The 22,481-nt window shown below is 71.6% G+C and carries 21 protein-coding genes; 11 read left to right on the top strand and 10 right to left on the bottom strand.

Annotated features, from left to right (window positions below; translation table 11 throughout):
• Positions 1-46: 46 nt before the first annotated feature.
• Positions 47-442, top strand: coding sequence for a helix-turn-helix transcriptional regulator (locus tag ACFZ8E_RS09445; protein WP_147842453.1), 396 nt, complete (start codon positions 47-49; stop codon positions 440-442).
• Between the two features lie 25 nt (positions 443-467).
• Here the strand turns inward: ACFZ8E_RS09445 and ACFZ8E_RS09440 are convergent, their stop codons facing one another.
• Positions 468-3,932, bottom strand: coding sequence for a DUF3971 domain-containing protein (locus ACFZ8E_RS09440; protein ID WP_405042658.1), 3,465 nt, complete (start codon positions 3,930-3,932; stop codon positions 468-470).
• Positions 3,933-4,103: 171 nt separating this feature from the next.
• On the opposite strand from ACFZ8E_RS09440, the gene ACFZ8E_RS09435 reads away from it, so the two are divergent.
• Together ACFZ8E_RS09435 and ACFZ8E_RS09430 are read left to right on the top strand one after the other, a co-directional pair.
• A complete protein-coding gene (locus tag ACFZ8E_RS09435) occupies positions 4,104-4,571 on the top strand; it encodes a peroxiredoxin (protein ID WP_243988534.1) in 468 nt (155 codons plus the stop codon).
• 25 nt (positions 4,572-4,596) lie between these two features.
• Positions 4,597-5,805, top strand: coding sequence for a peptidoglycan DD-metalloendopeptidase family protein (locus ACFZ8E_RS09430; protein ID WP_405042657.1), 1,209 nt, complete (start codon positions 4,597-4,599; stop codon positions 5,803-5,805).
• A 106-nt stretch (positions 5,806-5,911) separates the two neighbouring features.
• Here the strand turns inward: ACFZ8E_RS09430 and prfB are convergent.
• Positions 5,912-7,040, bottom strand: a protein-coding gene (gene prfB, locus ACFZ8E_RS09425; RefSeq protein ID WP_147728103.1) for a peptide chain release factor 2 whose coding sequence is annotated in 2 segments (ribosomal slippage) — positions 5,912-6,970 and positions 6,972-7,040 — 1,128 coding nt in all. Because the reading frame shifts where the segments join, the coding sequence is not laid out codon by codon here.
• A gap of 197 nt (positions 7,041-7,237) precedes the next feature.
• On the opposite strand from prfB, the gene ACFZ8E_RS09420 reads away from it, so the two are divergent.
• Entirely contained in the window at positions 7,238-7,609 is a 372-nt protein-coding gene (locus ACFZ8E_RS09420) for a DUF3140 domain-containing protein (protein WP_405042656.1), read from the top strand.
• 70 nt (positions 7,610-7,679) lie between these two features.
• Here ACFZ8E_RS09420 and ACFZ8E_RS09415 read toward each other — a convergent pair whose 3' ends face one another.
• The 4 genes from ACFZ8E_RS09415 to ACFZ8E_RS09400 form a co-directional block, all read right to left on the bottom strand.
• Entirely contained in the window at positions 7,680-8,015 is a 336-nt protein-coding gene (locus ACFZ8E_RS09415; protein WP_405042655.1) for a hypothetical protein, read from the bottom strand.
• A gap of 152 nt (positions 8,016-8,167) precedes the next feature.
• The gene (locus tag ACFZ8E_RS09410; RefSeq protein ID WP_147842880.1) at positions 8,168-8,380 is read right to left on the bottom strand and encodes a hypothetical protein; all 213 of its coding nucleotides are present in this window, start codon (positions 8,378-8,380) and stop codon (positions 8,168-8,170) included.
• Positions 8,381-8,508: 128 nt separating this feature from the next.
• Positions 8,509-9,726: an LL-diaminopimelate aminotransferase gene (locus ACFZ8E_RS09405; protein WP_405042654.1), complete on the bottom strand. Its 1,218-nt coding sequence runs from the start codon at positions 9,724-9,726 to the stop codon at positions 8,509-8,511.
• Positions 9,727-9,837: 111 nt separating this feature from the next.
• Positions 9,838-10,281: a hypothetical protein gene (locus tag ACFZ8E_RS09400; protein ID WP_405042653.1), complete on the bottom strand. Its 444-nt coding sequence runs from the start codon at positions 10,279-10,281 to the stop codon at positions 9,838-9,840.
• Between the two features lie 181 nt (positions 10,282-10,462).
• Here ACFZ8E_RS09400 and ACFZ8E_RS09395 point away from each other — a divergent pair, with 181 nt between their 5' ends.
• The 4 genes from ACFZ8E_RS09395 to bioB all read left to right on the top strand — a co-directional run bounded on the left by ACFZ8E_RS09395 (position 10,463) and on the right by bioB (position 15,331).
• Positions 10,463-12,229: a PHA/PHB synthase family protein gene (locus ACFZ8E_RS09395; RefSeq protein ID WP_405044360.1), complete on the top strand. Its 1,767-nt coding sequence runs from the start codon at positions 10,463-10,465 to the stop codon at positions 12,227-12,229.
• A gap of 69 nt (positions 12,230-12,298) precedes the next feature.
• Entirely contained in the window at positions 12,299-13,183 is an 885-nt protein-coding gene (locus tag ACFZ8E_RS09390; protein WP_405042652.1) for a fumarylacetoacetate hydrolase family protein, read from the top strand.
• 109 nt (positions 13,184-13,292) lie between these two features.
• Positions 13,293-14,285, top strand: coding sequence for a DUF808 domain-containing protein (locus ACFZ8E_RS09385; protein WP_405042651.1), 993 nt, complete (start codon positions 13,293-13,295; stop codon positions 14,283-14,285).
• A 47-nt stretch (positions 14,286-14,332) separates the two neighbouring features.
• Positions 14,333-15,331, top strand: a complete 999-nt coding sequence (gene bioB / locus ACFZ8E_RS09380) for a biotin synthase BioB (RefSeq protein ID WP_405044359.1) — start codon at positions 14,333-14,335, stop codon at positions 15,329-15,331.
• 3 nt (positions 15,332-15,334) lie between these two features.
• On the opposite strand, the gene ACFZ8E_RS09375 is transcribed toward bioB, so the two are convergent.
• The 4 genes from ACFZ8E_RS09375 to mnmA form a co-directional block, all read right to left on the bottom strand.
• On the bottom strand, positions 15,335-16,747 hold the full coding sequence (locus ACFZ8E_RS09375; RefSeq protein WP_405044358.1) for a sensor histidine kinase: 1,413 nt from the start codon (positions 16,745-16,747) through the stop codon (positions 15,335-15,337).
• Between the two features lie 282 nt (positions 16,748-17,029).
• Positions 17,030-17,827 (bottom strand): TVP38/TMEM64 family protein, encoded by a 798-nt coding sequence (locus ACFZ8E_RS09370; protein ID WP_147860349.1) that lies wholly within the window; start codon positions 17,825-17,827, stop codon positions 17,030-17,032.
• Positions 17,824-18,474, bottom strand: a complete 651-nt coding sequence (locus tag ACFZ8E_RS09365; RefSeq protein ID WP_147729569.1) for a class I SAM-dependent methyltransferase — start codon at positions 18,472-18,474, stop codon at positions 17,824-17,826. Before ACFZ8E_RS09365 ends, ACFZ8E_RS09370 begins: the two co-directional genes overlap by 4 nt.
• A gap of 51 nt (positions 18,475-18,525) precedes the next feature.
• Positions 18,526-19,683, bottom strand: a complete 1,158-nt coding sequence (mnmA, locus tag ACFZ8E_RS09360; RefSeq protein ID WP_243948074.1) for a tRNA 2-thiouridine(34) synthase MnmA — start codon at positions 19,681-19,683, stop codon at positions 18,526-18,528.
• Between the two features lie 264 nt (positions 19,684-19,947).
• Here mnmA and ACFZ8E_RS09355 point away from each other — a divergent pair, with 264 nt between their 5' ends.
• The 3 genes from ACFZ8E_RS09355 (at position 19,948) to ACFZ8E_RS09345 (ending at position 22,362) form a co-directional block, all read left to right on the top strand.
• Positions 19,948-21,300, top strand: a complete 1,353-nt coding sequence (locus tag ACFZ8E_RS09355) for a flagellar hook-length control protein FliK (protein ID WP_243948072.1) — start codon at positions 19,948-19,950, stop codon at positions 21,298-21,300.
• Between the two features lie 13 nt (positions 21,301-21,313).
• Positions 21,314-21,994, top strand: a complete 681-nt coding sequence (locus ACFZ8E_RS09350; RefSeq protein ID WP_243935999.1) for a flagellar hook assembly protein FlgD — start codon at positions 21,314-21,316, stop codon at positions 21,992-21,994.
• A 92-nt stretch (positions 21,995-22,086) separates the two neighbouring features.
• Positions 22,087-22,362, top strand: coding sequence for a DUF1153 domain-containing protein (locus ACFZ8E_RS09345; protein WP_147728884.1), 276 nt, complete (start codon positions 22,087-22,089; stop codon positions 22,360-22,362).
• Positions 22,363-22,481: the final 119 nt, after the last annotated feature.

The following is a 22,481-nucleotide window of genomic DNA, read 5'->3' as shown; positions in this document are numbered from 1 at the left end:
TTTCGGAACTAATGTCGCGCGGATCAAGCCCCCATATGCCGAGATCATGAGATCCCTGTTCCATCCCGCGATGGAGGACGTGCGCCCGGACGCGATCCTCCACGCCCTGTCCGATCCGAACCGCGCGGCGATCTTCGCACGGATCATGCGCGCGGGCTGCGTCGAGGCGTGCTCGGCCGTCTCCGCCCTCGGAGACCGGGTGATCCCGAAATCGTCGCTGTCGACGCACTTCAAGGTGTTGCGCGAAGCCGGCTTGATCCGCAGTGCGCGCCACGGCGTGGAGATGCGCAACGAGTCGCGTTACGCCGAGGTCGAGGCGCGCTTTCCGGGCCTGCTCGGCGCGATCATCAACGCCTACGCGTCCGGAGCCTGCGACGGGTCGCCCGGTGCCGGCCCGTCGGCGCCCGCGGCACGCGGCAGCGAAGCGTCGCCCGCGGAGTAGGCCGCCCGCCGGCGGATCGGCCGCCTCAGCGGTCGCCCTGCACCGCCGGGGGCACGCCGTCGGCGAAGTTCGAGCCGCCGCCCGCGCTGAAGAGTTTTCGTAGGAAGCCCGGCGCGACCGCCGAGAGCGGGTTCACGCTGACGTCCGGCGCGTTGAGCCTGCCGGAGACCCGGAAGTTGACCGCGAACAGGCCCTCGTTGTGGCCGCCGCCGAGGAGCGGCCCGATCAGCGGCACCTGCGAGACGATGTTGTTCAGGCCGTAGAGCGGCACGAAGGTGCCGTTGATGTCGGTGCGCTCGCGGGCGGTGTCGAGGAAACCCGACAGCGTGAAGCCCATCGCTGCGTTCGAGATCGCCGCATCGGAGAAGTCGACGCGCGAGCCCGAGCGGACGAAGTTCGCCCGCATCCGGTCGAACGAGACCGCGCTGCCCTGGCCCGCGACCGTGCGCTTGCGCCCGCGGGCATCGACGGTCTCCACCGTCTCCGGTCCCTGGGCCATGATGCTGGACAGGGCCGGCTCGTTGCGCAGCGCGAACTCGCGGATCTGCACCACGCCGGCCTGCGGCCCGTCGCTCAGCACGATGCCGAGATTGAGCCGGCCGCCGTACATCCGCCGGTAGACGTCGACGAAGCGCAGCGTCGCGCCGGCATCGCCGGATTCGATCGCCAGCGTCGGCGTGCCGCGCTCGCCCTTGGTCACGCTCGCGACGAAGGGGGCGGAGCGGAACTTGCCGCTCATCGCCGCCGAGCGCACGTCCTTGCCGCGCATGGAAAGCTTCACGCTGGCGTTGGTCAGCGCCTCCTCGTTGAAGCCGGTGAGGATGCCGAGCTGGATGTCGGCGTCGATGTCCTTCGGGTTGGCGTCCCGCTGCGACTTGCCTTCGGGCGCGGTCAGCATCTTCAGGAACGGGCGCGCGTCGGCCACCGCCCCCTTCACCGCGACGCGGTAGCCGTTTCCGTTGCGATCCAGCGTGACGCGCATGTCGTCGCCGGGCGAGAGCTTGAGGTTGGTCAGGTCCGCCCGCTCGAGGCCGCCCTCGCCGGTGATCGAGGCGCTGCCGCGGGCCGTGGTCGAGCCGGCATCGAGGGCGATGTCGCGCAGGTCCATCCCCGGGCCGGTATCGACCAGGGAGAAGGTCAGGCGCCCGGCCTTGCCCGCGGCCTTGCTCAGGCCCGGCAGCAGGCCGTCGATCCCGGCGCGGGCGAGGTCGGCCTCGACCCGGATCGGGGGTTTCGTGGCGCCGGCCTTGACCAGCGGGATGGTGGCCTTGACCGCGATCGGGCCGCTCAGCTGGGGGGCCGTCGGCAGGCCCTTGCGCGCCCGCAGGGCGTCGTCGACGGTCAGGTTCACCAGCACCTCGCCGGTGCCGCCGGTCTTGGCCTGATGCATGTCGATCGAGACCGGCGCGCCCGACAGCTTGGCGTCGCCCTTCAGGGTGAAGCCGCGCGGGTCGTAGGTCACGGCGAAGCGGCCGGCTTCGAGCTTATCCTTGCCGACGACCTTGTCGACGGCGAGGTCGTTCAGCGTGCCCGAGACGCCGACCGGCAGGTCGGGCAGGTCGGGGATGTGCTTGAGGTCGAGCGGGAAGCCGATGCGCAGGTCGGCCTGGCCCTTCACCGTCGACGGGTCGAGATCGACGCCCGACAGCGCCTTGAACATCTTGGTCTGCAGCAGGGCCGCCAGCGCGTCTGCGCCGCCCGACAGGCGAAGGCCGATATCCGCCACGACCTTGTCGGGCGAGATCTCCGGGATGACGAAGGCGCCCTCGGTGATGTTCAGCGCGCGCCCGTCGGCCATGCGGATGTCGGCGGTGACGTTCCTGATCCGGGTCGAGCGCCCGGTGATCGTGCCGGCGACGTTGCCTCGGGTCAGCGGCGGCGCGTCGGGCGAGACCTCGAGCGTCGCGTCCGAGACACGGAAGTCGATATGCACCGCGTTGTCCGGCATCGGGTCGCCCCGCGTCGCCGCGGCGAGCTCGGCGCCCGACATGTCGACGGTGATGTCGACCGCCTCGATGCGGGCGGCGCGCAGCTCGTCGACGAGGTAGTTGCGCGCGCCCGGCGCGATGTTCTCCGGCCAGAGCCGCAGCGCCGTGCGGGCCTCGCTGTCGCTGGCGGTGACGTGGAGCGTGAGGCCGTCGTCGTCGGCAGTGGTGCCGAGGGTGCCGGACATGTTGCCGTGGATGCCGTCGCCGCTCATCGCGAAGCTGTCGATCGCGACGCCGCCAGCACGGCCGGTGAGGTGCCCGTCCATCGCAGCGATGGTGATCGGCTTGTCCTTGGGGGCGGCGCCCCGGAGCGTCGCGTTCCGGCTCGACAGGGTCGCGGTCCAGGCGAATTCCTCGCCCGGCTTGGCCACGGCCCAGGTGCCGGTGAGGTTCACTGCGTTGCCGGCGCCGAGGTAGTCGAGCCCGTCGAGCGTCATCACCCGGGCGGTCTCGTCCCAGCTCACCGTGGCCTTCAGGCTCTCGACGGTGACCGGGTTGAAGTCCTTCTCCTCGACGAGGAAGGTGCCGTCGCTGGTGCGCAGCGTCGCCTTCATCGCCTCGATGCGGCCGCCGTCGAGGGCGACGTCGGCCCGCGCCGAGAGCTTCAGGTCGGTGGTGATCGGCAGCTTCGACTGGCCGGAGAGCAGCAGCAGGTCGGTGGCCGGCAGGTCGTCGAGGGTGATGATCCCGGTGCGGCGCGGGCCGCCGGCCTCGCGCAGGGTGCCGCCGAAGCGCCATTGCCCGTGCGGCCCGTCGATGCGCAGCTCGAACAGGCGCGCGTCCTGGTTCGGGTCCCGGCCGAACAGGCCGTTGACGTGCTCGAACACCGCGCGCTCGCGGGCGTCATCGTCGATCAGCGTGAGGCGGGCATTGGTGATGCGGGCGCGGTCGAGCGCGCCGACGACGCCGGCGGAGTCGAGCACGACGCCGAAGATCGAGGCCGTTGCGGCCGAGAGCGGCGAGACCATGCCGCGCGCCGCGTCCACGCTCGGCGGCGTGTGCGGCGAGGCGTCGCCCGGATGCGCCGGCTCGGCGGCCGCGAAGGCGATCGAGCCGTCACGGTGGACGAGCGCCGTCATCTGCACGTCGCGGAACTCGATCGAGCGCGGCGTCGGCGCGAGCTTCAGCAGGCTCCAGGGATCGATGCTGACGAGGGCGAGCGGCGCGCGGACCACGAGGGCGCCCTGCGGGTTGCGGATGTCGAGCCCGCTGACGCGCAGCGCCAGGGCGTTCTCGGAGTCGAGCTCGAGGGTGCTGTCGCGCAGGCTGATGCGCCAGCCCGGCCCGATCCGGTCGGCGAGCGCCGACGAGACCCGCGCCGACAGGCCGTCGATCTGCAGGGGCCCGTATGCGAGGCGCATGACCCCGCCCCCGAGGCCGAGGCCGAGCACGACGACGAGGGCGGCGGCCGTCCACAGGCAGCGCCGCGTCCAGCACCGAACGGCCTTGCGCGTCTGCCCGCCGCCGGGCGTATCCTCAGGCCGGGCCTCTTCCTCAGGCATGAAGACCTTGCATCGGCGCGTCCGCTGTTTCGCAACGTGCGCTCATTCTAGGACGCAACCTCGTGACGACGCGTTTCCGGAGCGTATCCGGCTCTCGCGCCCGAAGCGCGGGCATCGGATGGTCCGGCACCGCGCCAAAGCACACCATCAATCGGCCGAAAGGATGGCACGATGCCCCTCGCCCAAGGCGAACGCGCTCCCGACTTCACCCTTCCCGGCTCCGGCGGCAAGACGCTCCAGCTCGGCGAGCACGTCGGTCACAAGATCGTGCTCTACTTCTACCCGAAAGACGACACCAGCGGATGCACTCTGGAGGCGCAGGCCTTCAACGCGAGGCTGGCCGACTTCGACGCGGCCGACGCCGTCGTGATCGGGGTCTCGCCCGACTCGGTGAAGAGCCACGACAAGTTCGCGTCCAAGCACGACCTCGCCTTCCCGCTCGCCTCCGACGAGGGCAAGGCGATGCTCGAGGCCTACGGCGTCTGGGTCGAGAAGAGCATGTACGGGCGCAAGTACATGGGCGTCGAGCGCACCACGATGCTGCTCGACCGAGACGGTCGCATCGCGCAAATCTGGCCGAAGGTGAAGGTGCCGGGCCATGCCGAGGAGGTGCTCGAGGCCGCCCGCGCCCTCCCCTGAGCCGATCCCGCATCCCGCGGGAGGCATGAGGGTTCTCGGTTTCTTAACCCTGTCGGCCTTCGATGGCGGCCTCGGCATCGGGCCCGAATCGATGACCCCTTCCGCCAGCCTTCCGCACCGCAGGAGCCGGCTTCTCGCCGCTGCCCTTCTCGTCACCGGCCTGTGGGCCGCCGGCGCGAGCGGGCTGGTGCTGTTCCACGACGACATCCTCGCCGGGTTCGTCGCGCGGCAGGGCGCGATGCAGACGGCCTACGAGGCGCGCCTCGCCGCGTTGCGGGCCGAGCTCGACCGCGGCGGCTCGGCACGGGCGGAGGCGCAGGTCGCCGTCGCGGCGCGCCTCGACGGGCTGACGGCCCGCCAGAACGATCTGGAGCGGCGGCAGGCCGTGCTCGCCCGTCTCGCGCGGCCGGACGACGCGTCGTCCGACCCGATCGATCCGCCGACCACCGGTTCGCTGCCCGGCCCATCCTCGGCGGGCGAGAGCGATCTCGGCCTGCGCGGGGTCGAGGCGCGGCCCGGGCGTCGCAGCGCGCGCGAGACCGACCTGCAGGTGGCGGTCCTCGCCGGGCGGCTCGACGGCCTCGCGGCGGCGCAGGTGCTCGGGCTCGACCGCATCACCGAGCGGGCGGCGAGCGATCTCGGACGTCTGCGACGCGCCCTGGAGCGGACCGGAATCGACCTGCAGCGTCCGGCCGCGGCGGGCCTGGGCGGGCCGCTCGTGCCGATCGATCCGAGCCCGTTCGCCGACGCCCTCGCGGTCGCGTCCCGCACCGTCGGCGATGCCCAGGCGCTGCGCCGGCTCGCCGCCCGCCTGCCGCTCGACCGCCCGCTGCCGCGCGACCGCGGCGTGGCCAGCACCTTCGGGCCGCGGCTCGACCCGTTCACGCGGGGGCTCGCGCTGCATACCGGGCTCGACCTGAAGGCAGAGATGGGCGAGCCCGCGCTGGCCACCGCGCCCGGGCGCGTCGTCACGGCGGAGGCCACCGGCGGCTACGGCAACATGGTGGAGATCGACCACGGCCACGGCGTGGTCACGCGCTTCGCGCACCTGTCGCGCATGGCGGTACGGGCCGGCCAATGGCTCCGCGCCGGTGATCTGGTCGGCCGCGTCGGCTCGACCGGGCGCTCGACCGGCACGCACCTGCACTACGAGACCCGGATCGACGGCGAGCCGGTCGACCCGCTGGGGTTCCTGGAGGCGGGGCGTGAACTCGCCGAGGGCGGTGGGCCCTGACGTCGCGGCCGGCGCGACGTCGCGTGTCCCGCCATTCCGGGGCGCCCGAGGCGAGCCCGGAATGGCAAGGGTTCGATGGACGAAAAACGGTTCCCGTCCTGCCGCCTCAGTCGATGTCCTCGACCTTCTCCGTCGCCCCGTACAGGCGCTGCGCCAGCGACGCCTCGATGAAGGGGTCGATGTCGCCGTCGAGGACCTCGTCCGGGTCGGTCGACTGCGTGCCGGTGCGCAGGTCCTTCACGAGCTGGTAGGGCTGCAGCACGTAGGAGCGGATCTGGTGGCCCCAGCCGATGTCGGTCTTGGAGGCGGCCTCGGCGTTGGCCTTCTCCTCCCGCTTCTTCAGCTCGGCCTCGTACAGGCGGGCGCGCAGCATGTTCCAGGCGGTCGCCCGGTTCTTGTGCTGCGAGCGCTCCTGCTGGCACGCCACCACGATCCCGGTCGGGTTGTGGGTGATGCGCACCGCCGAGTCGGTGGTGTTGACGTGCTGCCCGCCCGCGCCCGACGACCGGTAGGTGTCGATCCGGCAGTCGGATTCCTTGATCTCGATCTCGATCCGGTCGTCGATCACCGGGTAGACCCAGACGGAGGCGAAGCTGGTGTGCCGCCGCGCGCTCGAATCGTAGGGCGAGATGCGCACCAGGCGGTGCACGCCGGACTCGGTCTTGAGCCAGCCGTAGGCGTTGTGGCCCTTGATCAGGAGCGTGGCGCCCTTGATCCCGGCCTCTTCCCCGTCCGACCACTCGACGATGTCGACCTTGTACTTCCGGCGCTCGGCCCAGCGGCCGTACATGCGCTGGAGCATGTTGGCCCAATCCTGGCTCTCGGTGCCGCCGGCGCCCGCATGGACCTCGAGATAGGTGTCGAAGCCGTCAGCCTCGCCCGACAGCAGCGTCTCGACCTGACGGCCGGCCGCCTCCTTCTCGACGGTGAGGATCGTGGCCTCGCCCTCGCGGATCGAGGCCTCGTCGCCCTCCGTCTCGCCGAGCTCGATCAGCATCGCCCCGTCGTCGAGGTCCTGCTCGAGCTTGCGGATGGCGGCCACGGCCTCGTCGAGCTGCTGGCGCTCGCGCATCACCTTCTGCGCGGCGTCGGCGTCGTTCCACAGTTCCGGGTTCTCGGACGCCGCATTCAGCTCCGCGAGTCGTTTATCGACGGTATCCCAGTCAAAGATGCCTCCTCAGCAGTCCGATCGACTGCTTGGCGGCATCCGAGGCTTGCTCGATCTCGGCGCGCATTTCGAGGGTGTGTCGCTTGTGTCGGGGGCTCAAAGAGGTCGAGCGGGGTGATACCGGCGGCGGGCGCCCCTGTAAACGGCTCCCATCCCATGGCGCGTGCCGAGTTCATGCGACGGTCCCACCCGCGCCGACCCGTGAAACCACGGCCGCCTCGTGCGTTGACCGGGGATTTTCACCCCGATCGGGAGGGACGCGCGATGACGAAGGCCGAGGACAAGGATTCGCGGGACGACGCCGAGCACGACCGCGAGCAGACCCGGAAAGAGTTCGACGCGGCGGTGAACATGACGCCCGCCGCCTTGAGGAAGCATCTCGACTCCGACGCCAGCAAGTCGGTCGGGCAGAAGTCCGGCGGCGGCGAGGCCACCGGGCACAAGGAGGGGCGCCGCATCCTCGAGATCAAGGCCAAGAAGAAGGCCGACCTCACGGACGACGATTACGGCCACATGCGCAAGGTCGTCGGCTACGTCCGCCGGCACCTCGCGCAGGGCGGCAAGTCCCGCAACGATCCCGACTCAGCCTGGGCGCGGTCGCTGATGAACTGGGGCCACGACCCGTCGAAGGACTGAGCCGGATCGCGCGGCGCGTCGACGAAATCCGCGCGGCGCGTTGGAAAATCAGCGCGCCGCGTCGAGCCCGTCAGTGTTGGCCGTAGCCGGCGATCCAGGCCGGTGCCAGCACGTAGCGCCGCTTGGCGCGGGGATCGGTGCGGCCCTCCATGAGGCCGCTGTCGTAGTAGTTGAAGCCGGTGATGCCGTAGCCGCCGCCGTTCATCACCTGCGGCACGGCGATCGCCGGCACCGCGAGGTCGGGGTGCGCGGGCGGGACGATCGGGCGGTTGGCGCCGTCGACCTGCAGCACCGTGGGGCCGTCCGGACCCTGGAACACGTAGGCCCCGGACTGGGCCTGGGCGGCACCGGCACCGGCGAGCGCGAACAGGCCGGCGGCGAGGCCGTGTCGGAGGAAGGTGTTCATCGCGTGCTCCGTCGCTGAGGGGCGGGTTCGATCGTCGGGGCATCATGCCCGATGCACGGCCGCGTGTCCGTCGCCGCGACGCGTCGGCCGCGGCGTCGCCCCCGGAAAAACCGACCGGAAGCCCCGGTCGGTCGGCTCTCGATCGGCCTCGATCAGCCCTTGGAATGCAGCACGACCGCCGGCTGCCGGGCGATCGGCTTGCAGGTCGTGTCGAAAGCGTTCAGCACCAGCGGGCGCGAATCGCAGGCGAAGGCCGCATCGGGGCCCGGCGCCGGAATCGGGTCGCGGGCGACGATCGGGTTCGGCGCGCAGGCCGAGGCGGCTGCCGCCAGCAGCAGGGCGGCGGGCAGGGACAGGCGACGCATGCAAGCCTCGAGGACGCGAGTGCGGATCATTGCCGCCGACCCTGCGCACGGGGCCGGCGGGTGACAAGCACATGCAGCACACCCATCGCGCTTTGGCCGGGCCTGTCGCCCCGCCGCAACAATCGGGATCAGGCGCTCTTGGCCAGCGGCACGACGTTGTGCAGCGTCTTGTCCGCGGTCTCGAGGAAGCGACGGACGTTGCGGGCCGCCTGGCGGATGCGCTGCTCGTTCTCGACGAGGGCGATGCGGACGAAGTCGTCGCCGAACTCGCCGAACCCGATGCCGGGTGCCACCGCGACGTCCGACTTCTCGAGGAGGAGCTTCGAGAATTCGAGGCTGCCGAGCGCCTTGAACTTCTCCGGGATCGGCACCCAGGCGAACATCGAGGCGGCGGGCGCCGGGATCTTCCAGCCGGCCTTGCCGAACGACTCGACCAGCGCGTCGCGGCGCTTCCTGTAGATCGCCCGCATCTCCTGGATGCAATCGTCCGGCCCGTTGAGCGCGGCGGTGGCCGCGACCTGGATCGGCGTGAAGGCGCCGTAATCGAGGTAGGACTTCACCCGCGACAGCGCGGCGAGCAGGCGCTCGTTGCCGACGGCGAAGCCCATGCGCCAGCCAGCCATGGAATAGGTCTTCGACAGCGAGGTGAACTCCACCGTCACGTCGATCGCACCCGGCACCTGCAGCACCGAGGGCGGCGGCTCGCCGTCGAAGTACACCTCGGCATAGGCGAGGTCCGAGAGCAGGATGATCTCGTGGCGCTTCGCGAAGGCGACGAGGTCCCGGTAGAAGTCGAGCGTCGCCACGTAGGCCGTCGGGTTCGACGGGTAGCAGACCACCAGGGCCACCGGCTTCGGGATCGAGTGCGCCATGGCGCGCTCCAGCGCCGGGAAGAACGCGGGCGTCGGCTCGGCCGGGACGGAGCGGATCACGCCGCCCGCCATCAGGAAGCCGAAGGCGTGGATCGGGTAGCTCGGGTTCGGCACCAGCACCACGTCGCCCGGCGCGGTGATCGCCTGCGCCATGTTGGCGAAGCCCTCCTTCGAGCCGAGGGTGGCGACCACCTGGGTGTTGGGGTTCAGGCTCACGCCGAACCGGCGCTGGTAGTAGCCGGCCTGGGCGCGGCGCAGGCCGGCGATGCCCTTCGAGGCCGAGTAGCGGTCGGTGCGCGGGCGCCCGGCCGTCTCGCACAGCTTGGCGATGACGTGCTTGGGGGCGTCGAGGTCCGGGTTGCCCATCCCGAGGTCGATGATGTCGGCGCCGTTGGCGCGGGCGGCGGCCTTGATCCGATTGACCTGCTCGAACACGTAGGGGGGCAGGCGCTTGATGCGGTGAAAATCGGTCATGGCCATCTGTCCATCGGCGCGGATCCCGTGGGGCGGCACTGGTGGCCCCGACGGGTGGCGGTCGGCCTCTCTAACATCGAAGCGGCCTGCCGCCGACCCCGAATATCGGCCTTATTGTGCCGGCTGAGCCGGCGCGCTCGCCGGCTTCGTCGCCTTGCCGGCGCTCTCCGCGGCCCGGCCCCGCGATTCGTTGCGGCCGCGGGCGCCTTCGAGCTCGGCTTCCAGCGCCTTCTGGCTCTCGGCCGACTTCGCCCGCACCGGACGCGCCGGAGCGGAGACGCCGACCGGCATGAACTCGGTCCCGCCCTTCGGCCGCGAGTTCGCGACGAAGTCCGGCGCGGCGACGGCCTTCGGGCCGTAGCCGGCCTCGACCGCCAGCGTCTTGATCGGCGAGAGGTCGGAGGAGCAGGCGCCCGTGGCCGCCGCCGCGCAGAGCGCGAGCGTGCCGAGGAGGCGCCGGAACGTGATGCCCTGCGCTGCGGAGCCGGACGGATTTGACGGCCCGCCCGGAGAGGTCGTGCCGGGATCCGGAACCTTGTCGCAAGTTGAGGTCATGCCGCAGTTATATCGCCGTTCGCGCCTGCCGCGCTGGGCAAATTCGGGGTTGGCGCGTTAATTTGGCGGAAACGAGGCTCGGACCGCCCTCCGGGGCGGGTGCTCGGGTCCGCCCGCGCTGCCGGCGCGGACGAAGCCAGGGAGTGGATCACGCGTGACGACGCAGCCGACGACGCCCGCGATGCTCGATTTCGAGGCCCTCTCGCGCAATGCGGGCCAGTTCATGGAACAGCTCGGACGGGCCGCCGCGCGCTACGTCGCTCCCGAGGACGGCCTGCCGGTCCAGCCCAAGCCGCCGCAAGAGGCGAGCGAGCTCGTGCGCACCCTCGGCACCGTGGCCGAGACGTGGCTTTCCGATCCGAAGCGGACGCTCGAGGCGCAGGCCAAGCTCAGCGAGGCCTTCGTCGCCCTGTGGGGCACGACGTGGATGCGCCTCCAGGGTCAGGAGGCCGAGCCGGTGGCGCAACCCGAGCCGAAGGATGCGCGGTTCGCCGACGCCGAATGGTCGTCGAACCCGTACTTCGACTTCATCAAGCAGGGCTACCTGATCACCACCCGCTGGGCCGAAGGCCTGGTGAACGAGGCCGAGGGCATCGACGAGCACACCCGCCACAAGGCGCAGTTCTACCTGCGCCAGCTCGCCGGCGCGCTCTCGCCCTCGAACTTCGTGATGACCAACCCCGAGCTGATCCGGCACACGCTGCAGGAGAACGGCGCCAACCTCGTCCGCGGCATGAAGATGCTGCAGGAAGACATCGAGGCCGGCGCCGGCGAGCTGCGCGTGCGCCAGACCGACCGGAACGCGTTCGAGTTCGGCGTCGACGTCGCGGTGACGCCCGGCGAGGTGGTGTTCCGCAACGACCTGATGGAGCTGATCCAGTACGCGCCGCGCACCGAGACGGTGCTGAAGCGCCCGTTCCTGATCGTGCCGCCGTGGATCAACAAGTTCTACATCCTCGACCTGAATCCGGCGAAAAGCCTGATCGGCTGGATGGTCGACCAGGGCCTCACCGTCTTCGTGATCTCCTGGGTCAACCCGGACGAGCGCCACCGCGACAAGGACTTCGAGTCCTACATGCGCGAGGGCATCGAGGCGGCGATCGACGCGATCGGCGTCGCCACCGGCGAGACGGAAGTGGCGGCGGCCGGCTACTGCGTCGGCGGCACGCTGCTCGCCGTCACACTCGCGATGCAGGCCGCCACCGGCAACAAGCGCATCAAGAGCGCGACCTTCCTGACCACGCAGGTCGACTTCACCCATGCCGGCGACCTCAAGGTCTTCGCCGACGAGGGGCAGATCCGGCAGATCGAGACCCAGATGGCCGAGCGCGGCTACCTCGACGGCGCCAAGATGGCCAACGCGTTCAACATGCTGCGGCCGAACGACCTGATCTGGTCCTACGTCGTCAACAACTACGTCAAGGGCAAGCCGCCGAGCGCCTTCGACCTACTGTACTGGAACGCCGACGCCACCCGCATGCCGGCGGCCAACCACGCCTTCTACCTGCGCAACTGCTACCTCGAGAACAACCTCGCGCAGGGCCGGATGGTGCTCGGCAACATCCGCCTCGACCTGAAGAAGGTGACGGTGCCTGTGTTCAACCTCGCCACCCGCGAGGACCACATCGCGCCGGCGATCTCGGTGTTCGAGGGCTCGTCGAAGTTCGGCGGCCCGGTGGACTACGTGCTGGCCGGCTCCGGCCACATCGCCGGCGTCGTCAACCCGCCCTCCAAGCCGAAATACGGCTACTGGACCGGCGGAAAGGCGGAAGGGCGCCTGGAGGATTGGCTCGGGGCCGCCACCGAGAGCAAGGGCTCGTGGTGGCCGTACTGGTTCAAGTGGCTCGAGGCGCAGGCGCCCGAGCGCGTGTCCGCCCGCAAGCCCGGCGGCGACGCGCTGCCCTCGCTGGCGCCCGCCCCCGGCACCTACGTGCGCATGAAGGCCTGAGCGTCGGCTTGACCCGCCTGCCGCGGCGACCACCTTCCGCGTCAGGATCGTTCGAAACGGGGGGCGCACATGAAGCTGGTTCGGCACGGAGCGACGGGAGACGAGAAGCCGGGCCTGATCGACGGAAACGGCGGCCTGCGCGACCTGTCCGCGGTCCTGCGCGACATCACCGGGCCCGGGCTCTCGCCCGAAGCGCTCGACCGCCTGCGCGTGATCGACCCGGAGACGCTGCCGCTCCTGGCGGCTTCGACCCGGCTCGGCCCATGCGTCGGCGGCACCCGCAACTTCGTCGCGATCGGCCTGAACTTCGCGGATCACGCCGCCGAGACCGGCTCGCCGATCCCGTCCGAGCCGATCGTCTTCAACAAGGCGCCGTCCTGCATCGTCGGCGCCAACGACACGGTGATCATCCCCAAGGGATCGGCCAAGACCGACTGGGAGGTCGAGCTCGCCGTGGTGATCGGCTCCCGCGCCTCCTACGTCCACGCCAACGAGGCGCTCGACTACGTGGCGGGCGTGTGCATCTGCAACGACGTTTCCGAGCGCGAATGGCAGATGGAGCGCGGCCCGACCTGGACGAAGGGCAAGGGCTGCCCGACCTTCGGGCCGCTCGGCCCGTGGCTCGTGACCCTCGACGAGATCCCCGACCTCGGCAACCTCGCGATGAGTCTCGACGTGAACGGGCAGCGGATGCAGACCGGCTCGACCGCGACGATGATCTTCGACGTGCCCCAGCTCGTCGCCTACGTTTCGCATTTCATGATGCTCGAGCCCGGCGACATCATCACCACCGGCACCCCGCCCGGCGTCGGCCTCGGCATGAAGCCGCCGCGCTATCTCAAGGCCGGCGACGAGATGATCGTGCGCATCGAGGGGCTGGGCGAGCAGCGCCAGCCGGTGATTGCCTTCGACGACTGGACCGCGAAGGTCTCCGCCGGCGAGCCCACGAACTGACGCTTTTCCTCGACGCTGCGGTCGTGCCGCCGCGACGGACGGCGATCCGCTCTCGACTTCGTGAACGTCCTCTGCACAGAAGGCTCGGTACCTCGGAGGACGCCGTCACGTGAGCATCGGTCTGATCGCCCTTCTCGACGACATCGCCGGGATCGCCAAGGTCGCCGCGGCCTCGCTCGACGACGTCGCCGCCCAGGCGGCCAAGGCCGGCGTGAAGGCGGCCGGCGTGGTGATCGACGATGCGGCGGTGACGCCGCGCTACGTCGTCGGCTTCGCCGCCGAGCGCGAGCTGCCGATCGTCGGCAGGATCGCGCTGGGGTCGCTGCGCAACAAGCTGCTGTTCCTGCTCCCGGCCGCCCTGGCGCTCGGCGCCTTCGCGCCCTGGGCGATCACGCCGCTGCTGATGCTCGGCGGCGCCTACCTCTGCTACGAGGGCGCCGAGAAGGTCTACGAGGCGCTGTTCCCGCATGCCGGCCACGCCGACGACACCCCGGGCGATGCCGCCGGCGACGGCCGGGCGATGGAGGACCGCAAGGTCTCGGGCGCGATCAAGACCGACTTCATCCTCTCGGCCGAGATCATGGCGATCACCCTGGCGGCGCTGCCCGACGGCGGCGTCGCCACTAAGGCCGCCGTGATGGCGTTGGTGGCCGTCGGCATCACCGCCTTCGTCTACGGCGCGGTGGCGCTGATCGTGAAGGCGGACGACGCCGGTCTGGCGATGGCGGCGAGCACCTCGACCTCCGCGTTCGGCGGCGTCACCCGCGCGCTCGGCCGGGGCATCGTCACCGGGATGCCGCCGTTCCTGGCCCTGCTCGCCATGGTCGGCACGGCGGCGATGATCTGGGTCGGCGGCGGCATCCTGGTCCACGGGCTCGAGACCTACGGCCTGCCGCAGGTCGCCCACGCCCTGCATGCGGCCTCCGAAGCGGTCGCCGGCCTGCTGCCGCCCGCCCTGTCCGGCGTTGCCGAATGGCTGGTGACGGCCGCCGGCTCCGGTCTCGTCGGCCTCGTCGTCGGCGGCCTGCTGATTCCGCTGACGAGCTTCGTGATCGCGCCGGCCTGGCATGGCCTGTCGCGCCTGCGCGGTGCGGCGGCCTGAGCCGGACGGCTTGATTTTCGCCCGCGGATTCGCCTCATGGGCGCATGATGCAGCCGACCCCGCTCCCCGCCGCCCCCGCCATCCGCCACGACTGGACGGTCGAGGAGATCCGCGCGATCCACGACCTGCCGCTGCTCGATCTCGTGTTTCGCGCCGCCTCTGTGCACCGGGCCCACAACGATCCGGCCGACATCCAGCGCGCCTCGCTCCTGTCGATCAAGACCGGCGGCTGCCCCGAGGATTGCGCCTACTGCCCGCAATCGGCCCACCACAAGGGCACCGGCATGGCCAAGGAGCGCCTGATGCCGGTCGACGCGGTGCTGCGCGAGGCCGCCGAGGCGAAGGCGGCCGGGGCGCACCGGTTCTGCATGGGCGCCGCCTGGCGCCAGCCGAAGGACGGCCCGGAATTCGACGCGGTGCTGGCCATGGTCCGCGGCGTGCGCGGCCTGGGCATGGAGGCGTGCGTCACCCTCGGCATGCTGACGCCGTCCCAGGCCGGGCGGCTCGCCGAGGCCGGGCTGACCTCCTACAACCACAACCTCGACACCGGCCCGGACTTCTACGAGGACATCATCTCGACCCGGACCTACGCCGACCGGCTCCAGACCCTGGAGAACGTGCGCGAGGCCGGCATCGGCCTGTGCTGCGGCGGCATCGTCGGCATGGGCGAGGGCGTGACCGACCGGGCCGCGATGCTCCAGGTGCTCGCCAACCACGCGCCGCATCCCGAGAGCGTGCCGATCAACGCCCTCGTCGCCGTCGAGGGCACGCCGCTGGAGGACCGCCCGCCGGTCGACCCGCTCGACCTCGTGCGGATGTGCGCGACCGCGCGGATCGTGATGCCGAAGGCGCGGGTGCGCCTCAGCGCCGGGCGCAAGGGGCTGACCCGCGAGGCGCAGATCCTGTGCTTCCTCGCCGGCGCCAACTCGATCTTCTACGGCGAGCGCCTGCTGACCACCGCCAACAACGAGACCGATTCCGACGCCGCCCTGCTGCGCGACATCGGCATCACGGTGGCCACGCCCATGATGGAAGCCGCCGAGTAGGCCTCAGGCCTCGGCGTCCGGCAGCACGATCCGGAACCGGGTGCCCTCGGCGGCGGGGTCGAGCGACAGCGTCCCGCCGTTCAGCCGCACGAGCTCGGAGGCGATGGCGAGGCCGAGCCCGGTGCCGCCCGAGCGCATCGAGCCTTGGAAGGCCTCGAACAGGTGCTCCTTCGCCCGCGCCGGCAGGCCGGGACCGTTATCGGCCACCAGGATCGTCACCGCACCGGCGCATTCGCGCCCGGCCGTGATCCGCACCTCCGGCGAGGCCACGTTCGCCTCGGTGAAGTCGTGCGCCTGCACGGCGTTGCGCACCAGGTTTCCGATCGCCCGCCCGATCTGCTCGGAATCGGCGAACACTGTCAGCTCGGGGGCGACCTCGGTCACGACCCGGACGCGGCCGTGGGCGGAGAGCGCCGCGAGATCGGCGAGTTCCGCCAGGACCGGGGCCAGCGCGAACGCGCGGCTGCGCGGCGTGCGCTCGGCGGCGCGGCCGTAGGCCAGCGTCGCCTCGCAGAAGCGGATCGCCCGCCCCAGCGTCGCGACGAGGCGCGGCGCCACGCGCTGCACCGTCGGGTCCGAGGTTTCCTCGAGCCGGTCGCCGAGCAGCTGCGCTCCGGTCAGCAGGTTGCGCAGCTCGTGGTTGATTTTGGCGACCGAGAGCCCGAGCTCGGCGAGCCGGCGCTTCTGGCGCAGCTGGTCCGCGAGCGTCCGCTGCATCCGCGCCAGCGCGGTCTCGGCGAGCCCGATCTCGTCGCTGCGCGGCGCGGGCGTGATGATCCGGTCGGCCCCCTCCGGGTCGTTGGCGAAGGCGGTGATGTTGCGCGCGAGCCGGCGCACCGGCCGCACGATCAGGGTCTGCAGCACGAAGAAGACGAGCCCGGCCGCTGCGGTGGCGATGATCAGCGACGACACCGCCAGCCGGATCGCGAAATCGACCACCGCCTGCTTCAGCGGTGCGTCGTCGAGGATGATCTCGACCAGGTCGAAGCCTTCCCAGCCCTGGCCGACGATGCGGATCGGCTCGTCGACCGGTTCGGTCAGCGTCCGCCAGGCGCCGCGGATGGCGCACCAGATCGATCGGTTGCGCAGGTCGACCGTGTCGGAGACCCGGTCCGGCATCGGCTCGATCGACAGGAGCTGGCGGGTGTCGCCGTCGCGGACCGCGATCGCGCGGGCGCCGACGCCGGCCAGCAGGCGCCGGGCGAGCTCGTCGGACACCGGGTGCCCTTCGCTGGCATCGAGCACGAGGGCCGCGACCTGCGCGGCGCTGATCCGGTCGGACAGCCAGGACAGGCGGTAATTCGCGACCGCGGGCACGAAGATCAGGATCTCGATCGCCGCGACGAAGGCGACGGTGACGAGGAAGAGCCGTCCGGAAAGGCCGAGGCGCTTGAGCCAGCGGTCGGAACGCGGCACCGCGACGGGCGCGTCGCGCTCTGCCGCCTCCGTCGAGTCCGTGTCAGTCCTTGCGACCACTGCTATCCCGGCCCCGGAAAGCGCGGCGACCCCGTGCCTCTTCGCGAACGTCCCGTCGCCACCCGCATCCCCTGGCCGAGACGGTGGCACGATCATCCCTCGTAGCCCGCGGGCCGAGGAAGCGTCGAGGGGGCATCACCCCCGGGATCGGCGCGCGAACGCGATTTTCAGTACGCAGCGTGGGGATAATCGCGTCCCGCGAAGGTCGAGCGGTCCCGCGGATCAGCCCGCGTTGCGCCGGATGAAGCGCCGCCGCAGGCCGATCGAGAGCAGCGCGAACAGGCCGAGGCCGCCGAGGCCGATCACCATCCGCGGCGTCACCAGCGCGCGGAAGCTCAGCGCGTTGTCGCAATCGCTGCCGCCGGCGGACAGGCATACTGCTTTCGCGTCCGCATGGGCCGCGACCACGTCCTCGATGCCGGCGCCGGTCGCCGCGTAGACGAAGGCGCCGGGCAGCAGGCCGCAGGCGGTGGCGAGCACGAAGGTGCGCAGCGCCACGCCGAACGCGGCCGGCCCGAGATTGGTCATCCAGAACGGGAACAGCGGCAGCAGACGCAGGAACACGATGTAGCCGAAGGCATCGTTGCGGAACCCCTCGGCGAGCGCGCCGAGCCGCGGGCCGGCCACCCGCCGCAGCAGGTCCGAGGCCGGCCCGCGGCCGATCGCGAAGACGATCGCGGCGCCTGTGGTGGCGGCGCAGACGGCGACGATCGCGCCGGTGACGATGCCGAACAGGAAGCCGCACACCATGGTGAGGATCAGCGTCGCCGGCACCGAGACGACGACGGAGCCGACATAGATCAGGTAGGCCAGCACGAGGGCGCGCGGGCGGTCCGCCTCGACGAAGGCGCGCAGCCATTGCCGCGACTCGAGCAGCCGGTCGAGGCTGAGGAGCTGCGACGCGCCCGAGACCAGCACGGCGATCGACAGCGCGATCAGCAGCGCCAGGGGCAGCCAGCGCAGCGCGCGGCGGCGGGCGGAGCGCGGACGCTCGGGCGGCGTCGCGCCGGCCGCGGTCACGCGGGCTTACGCATCCGCAGGATCTTGAAGAACCCGCCCGGGAAGGTCGGCGCGACGCCGATGAACTCGACGCCGTTGCGCCGCGCCCAGGCCTCGATCCGGGTCGACTTGAAGTCCGACGACCAGCCGATCTTCGTGCAGAGCGGCGCGACGATCTCCTCGACCTTCGCCACCGGTCCCTCGGTCTGCCCGAAATGGTTGGCGAGCACGATGCCGCCGCCGGGGCGGACCACCCGCAGGAACTCGGACAGGGCGGCTTCCGGGTCGGGCACCAGGGTGATCAGGAACTGCGCCACCACCGCGTCGAACGACGCATCGGCGTAGCCGAGGCGGCAGACGTCCATCACCTGCAGGCCCTTCACGTGGGTAAGGCCGCGGCGCTGCACCTTGCGGCGGGCGCGCTTCAGCATGTCCTCGGACAGGTCGACGCCGCAGACGAAGCTGGCGCGCGGGTAGTAGCCGAGCGACAGGCCGGTGCCGACGCCGGCCTCGAGGATGCGCGGGCCGCTCTCGGCGGCGGCGGCCACCGCGGCCCGGGCGGCCGGCTCGGTGAGCTTGTCGTAGACCACGTCGTAGACCGGCGCCCAGCGGGCATAGGCCTTGCGCATCAGGGCGGTGCTCGGCCCGGCCTCCGGCTCGCTCAGCATTCGTGTTCTCTTCCGGTCTCGAGGGGGATGTTCAGAGCGGGCCGCGTCGGGTCACGCGGCTCTCGCCGCGCCCGCCGAGGCCGCGTCGATGCGGCGGATCGTGCCGCCGCCGAGCACGCGTCCGCGCGGGGTCTCGTCGGCGTAGATCGCGCAGGCCTGGCCCGGCGAGACCCCGTCCTCGGGCACGGCCAGGACGATCTCGGCGGCGCCGGTCGCGGGGTCGTAGTCGAGCCGGGCAAGGCGCGGCTCGCGCGTCGAGCGCACGCGCACCGCGACCGCCATGTCGGAGACGGGGCCCGGTGACCCGAGCCAGTTCACGTCGGTGAGCCGGATGCGGTGGGTCGCCAGCGCGATGCGCGGGCCGACCACCACGCGGGCGGTGTCAGGCTCGAGCCGGACCACGTAGAGCGGCTCGGGCGAGGCCACGCGCAGGCCGCGGCGCTGGCCGACCGTGTAGTGGATGATGCCCTCGTGGCGCCCGAGCGCCTGGCCGTCGAGATCCACGATCTCGCCCGGCCGCGCGGCGTCGGGGCGGAGCCGCGCGATCACGTCGGCGTAGCGGCCCTGCGGCACGAAGCAGATGTCTTGGCTGTCGGGCTTCTCCGACACCACCAGCTCCAGCTCGCGCGCCAGGCGTCGGGTCTCGTCCTTGGGCAGCTCGCCGAGCGGGAACCGCAGGAAGTCGAGCTGGTCCTGCGTCGTGGCGTAGAGGAAGTAGCTCTGGTCGCGCGCCGGATCGAGGGCGCGGTAGAGCGCGCGGCGCCCGCCCTCCCCCGGCAGCGCCCGGCTCGCGACGTAATGGCCGGTGGCGAGGCAGTCGGCGTCCAGGTCGCGGGCGGTCGCCAGCAGGTCGCGGAACTTGATCGAGCGGTTGCACTCGACGCACGGGATCGGCGTCTCGCCGGCCAGGTAGCTCTCGGCGAACCGGTCGATCACCGCGTCGCGGAAGCGGTCCTCGTAGTCGAGGACGTAGTGCGGAATGCCGAGGCGCTCGGCGACGCGGCGGGCGTCGTGGATGTCCTGGCCGGCGCAGCAGGCGCCCTTGCGATGGGTCGCGGCGCCGTGGTCGTAGAGCTGCAGGGTGATGCCGACGACGTCGTAGCCCTGGCGCTTCAGCAGCCCGGCCACGACGGAGGAATCGACGCCGCCGGACATGGCGACGACGACGCGCGTCTCGTGCGGGGGCTTGGCAAGATCGAGGGAGTTCATGGCGCCGGGTCTGACGGCGGCACGGGTCTGCGAAGATCCCGCCGCACGGGCCTGTCTATAGTGTGTGTCGTTCGGCGTTTCCAGGGCGCGTCCCGATCGCCGCGGTCGACCGCCCCGGCAAGTCCTGCCGGGCACGCGGCAGCATCGGCCCGCGGCGGCATGATCCCCCAGCCGGTCCGTCGCCGAAAGACGATGTTTCTCAGTCTCTTGGCTCGGCGTACGCGCTGGCCTGTCGCTTGCTCCGCCTCCCGCAGGAGAGCGTGCATGGCGGTGGGAACGACGGACTTCGTGGATGCGGCGGCGCGGGCATCCGCTCGCGCGACGACGCGCGACCTGGCGGATGCGGCGGCGCATGCCCGCTTCGGCCGCGATCTCGAAGCCGCCACCGCCAAGGACAACGCCCAGGCCCGCAACGCCGCCGAGCGCCAGCGCAGCGCGGACGCGACCGCCGCCGGCCGGGCCGACCGTGCCAAGGCCGCCGACCTCGCTGCCGCCGACGCCAAAACGGCCCGCGCCGCTGCAATCCGCGATGCTTCCGCGAAGGCCGATCCGGCCGCGCCGGGCGCGGGTGCCGCGCCGTCCGATCCCGCTCCCTCGCGATTTGGCATGGCGGCGACCGCCCGCGATGCCGGCCCGACCCAGCCCGAGGCGGAAGCGCCGGCCCAGGACGATGCGCCGTCGACGGAGGACGCCTCGGCGGCCTCCGCCGGCAAGCCGGCGCCGACGAAGACCGCGGCGGCCGAGACCGAGGACGGCAAGGTCACCGACGCGAAGGCCGCCGACGCGAAGGGTGCCGACCCGAAGGCGGCCGACGTCGCTCTCGCGACCCCGACCCTCGCGCTCGTCCTCGCCGCTGCGCCTCCGACGCGTCTCGGCGCCGCCGCGAAGGCGATGTCGGCCGGCACCGGCGCGACGGCGGCAGCCGGCGTCGGCGTCGCGGGCACGACGGCGGCCGCCGGGCTCGCCGAGATCGCCGGCGGGACGGCATCGCCCGCGGACGCGACGGGCGACGATGCGGTGGCCGGCGCGGATGCCGGGCCGGGCACGGCGGCCAAGGCCGACCTCTTCGCCGCGCTCACCGACGCCGCGTCGGCCGGCCCCGCGACGCCGGACCCCGTCGCCAGGGCCCAGGCCGCGCCGTCCGGCTCCTCGCCGATCGCCGCGGACAAGGCCGCGGCCCAGCCGACAGCGGCGCCGGTGCCGCTCGGCCAGGTGCCGATGACGATCGGGCTGCGGTCGCTCGCCGGATCGAGCGAGTTCCAGATCCGGCTCGATCCGCTCGAGCTGGGCCGCGTCGACGTCACCCTCGACATCGACAAGGACAAGGGCACCGTCACGACGCATCTCGTCGTCGAGCGCGTCGAGACCCTGGCGATGCTCCAGCGCGATGCCGGCAGCCTGCAGCAGGCACTGGCCCAGGCCGGGCTCGACCCGTCGCAGGGCGGCATCACGATGTCGCTGCGCAGCGACGGCGGATCCGGCGGGGAGACCGCGCAGCGCGGCGGGCAGCCCGGCCGCGGCAGCGCCCCGCCCGGCACCCCTTCCGAGGCCGCCGTCGCGGAAATCGCGCCGACGCGCGCGCTCCGGGGCCTGAGCGGCCTCGACATCCGAATCTGAGGAGGCTCCCACGATGACCAGCGGCATTTCCAGCCTGACCAGTGCGGCCTCATCGAGCAGCACGGGCAAGACCGCCGACAGCGCGACGCTGGCGAGCAACTTCACGCAGTTCCTGACCCTGCTGACGACGCAGCTGAAGAACCAGAACCCGCTCGACCCGATGGACACCAACCAGTTCACCCAGCAGCTGGTGCAGTTCGCGCAGGTGGAGCAGCAGCTCAAGGGCAACGACCGCCTCGACAGCATCCTGGCGAGCAGCAAGGCGGCGAGCTCGGCCTCGGCCACGAGCTACATCGGCAAGACCATCACCACCGACGGCACCACCGCCGACCTCAAGGACGGCTCCGCGACCTGGAGCCTGACGCCGGCGCGCGCGGCGACCAAGGCGGTGGTGACGATCTCCGATTCCAACGGCAACGTCGTCGGCACCCAGACGACGTCGCTCGCCGCCGGCCCCCAGACCTTCTCCTGGAACGGCAAGAACTCGTCCGGGCTTGCCTCGGCGGCGGGCACCTACTCGATCAAGGTCTCGGCCACCGATGCGACCGGCGCCGCCGTCTCGGTCGCGACCGAGACAACCGGCACCGTGGACGAGGTCGACCTCAGCGGGGCCAACCCGGTCCTGGTCATCGGCACCTCACGCGTGCCGCTCTCCAGCGTCACCGGGATCGGGTTGTCCACAACCTCGGGATAACGAATCACTTCCGAGTGATCCGCTTCAACATGTTTTAAGCCCGCGCAAGTAGGTTGATGGCTCGACAGGTCAGTCGAGTTGTAGAGCGTATCATGACCGAACCGCACCGCCCGAGAGTGAAATACGTGATCGGGCCCGATGGAAGTCCCCTGACGATCGCCGACCTGCCGCCCACGAGCACCCGTCGATGGGTGATCCGCCGGAAGGCCGAAGTGGTGGCCGCCGTCCGCGGCGGTCTCCTGAGCCTGGAAGAGGCTTGCCAGCGCTACACCCTCACCACCGAGGAGTTCCTGAGCTGGCAGTTCTCGATCGACCAGCACGGCCTTGCCGGCCTGCGCACCACGCGCATCCAGCATTACCGCCACTGACTCGACCCCGTGCCCCGGCCGGCGCGGTTCAGCCCGCGCGGTCGCCGCCGGTTTCACGCGAAGCCGCATCCGCCTCCCGCGGATGCGGCTTCGCTGCTTGGAGGGCCTCGGCGATGGAG

This window comes from Methylobacterium sp. HMF5984 (assembly GCF_045033435.1).
GTDB lineage: Bacteria > Pseudomonadota > Alphaproteobacteria > Rhizobiales > Beijerinckiaceae > Methylobacterium.
This window is presented reverse-complemented; position numbering and strand designations above follow the sequence as displayed.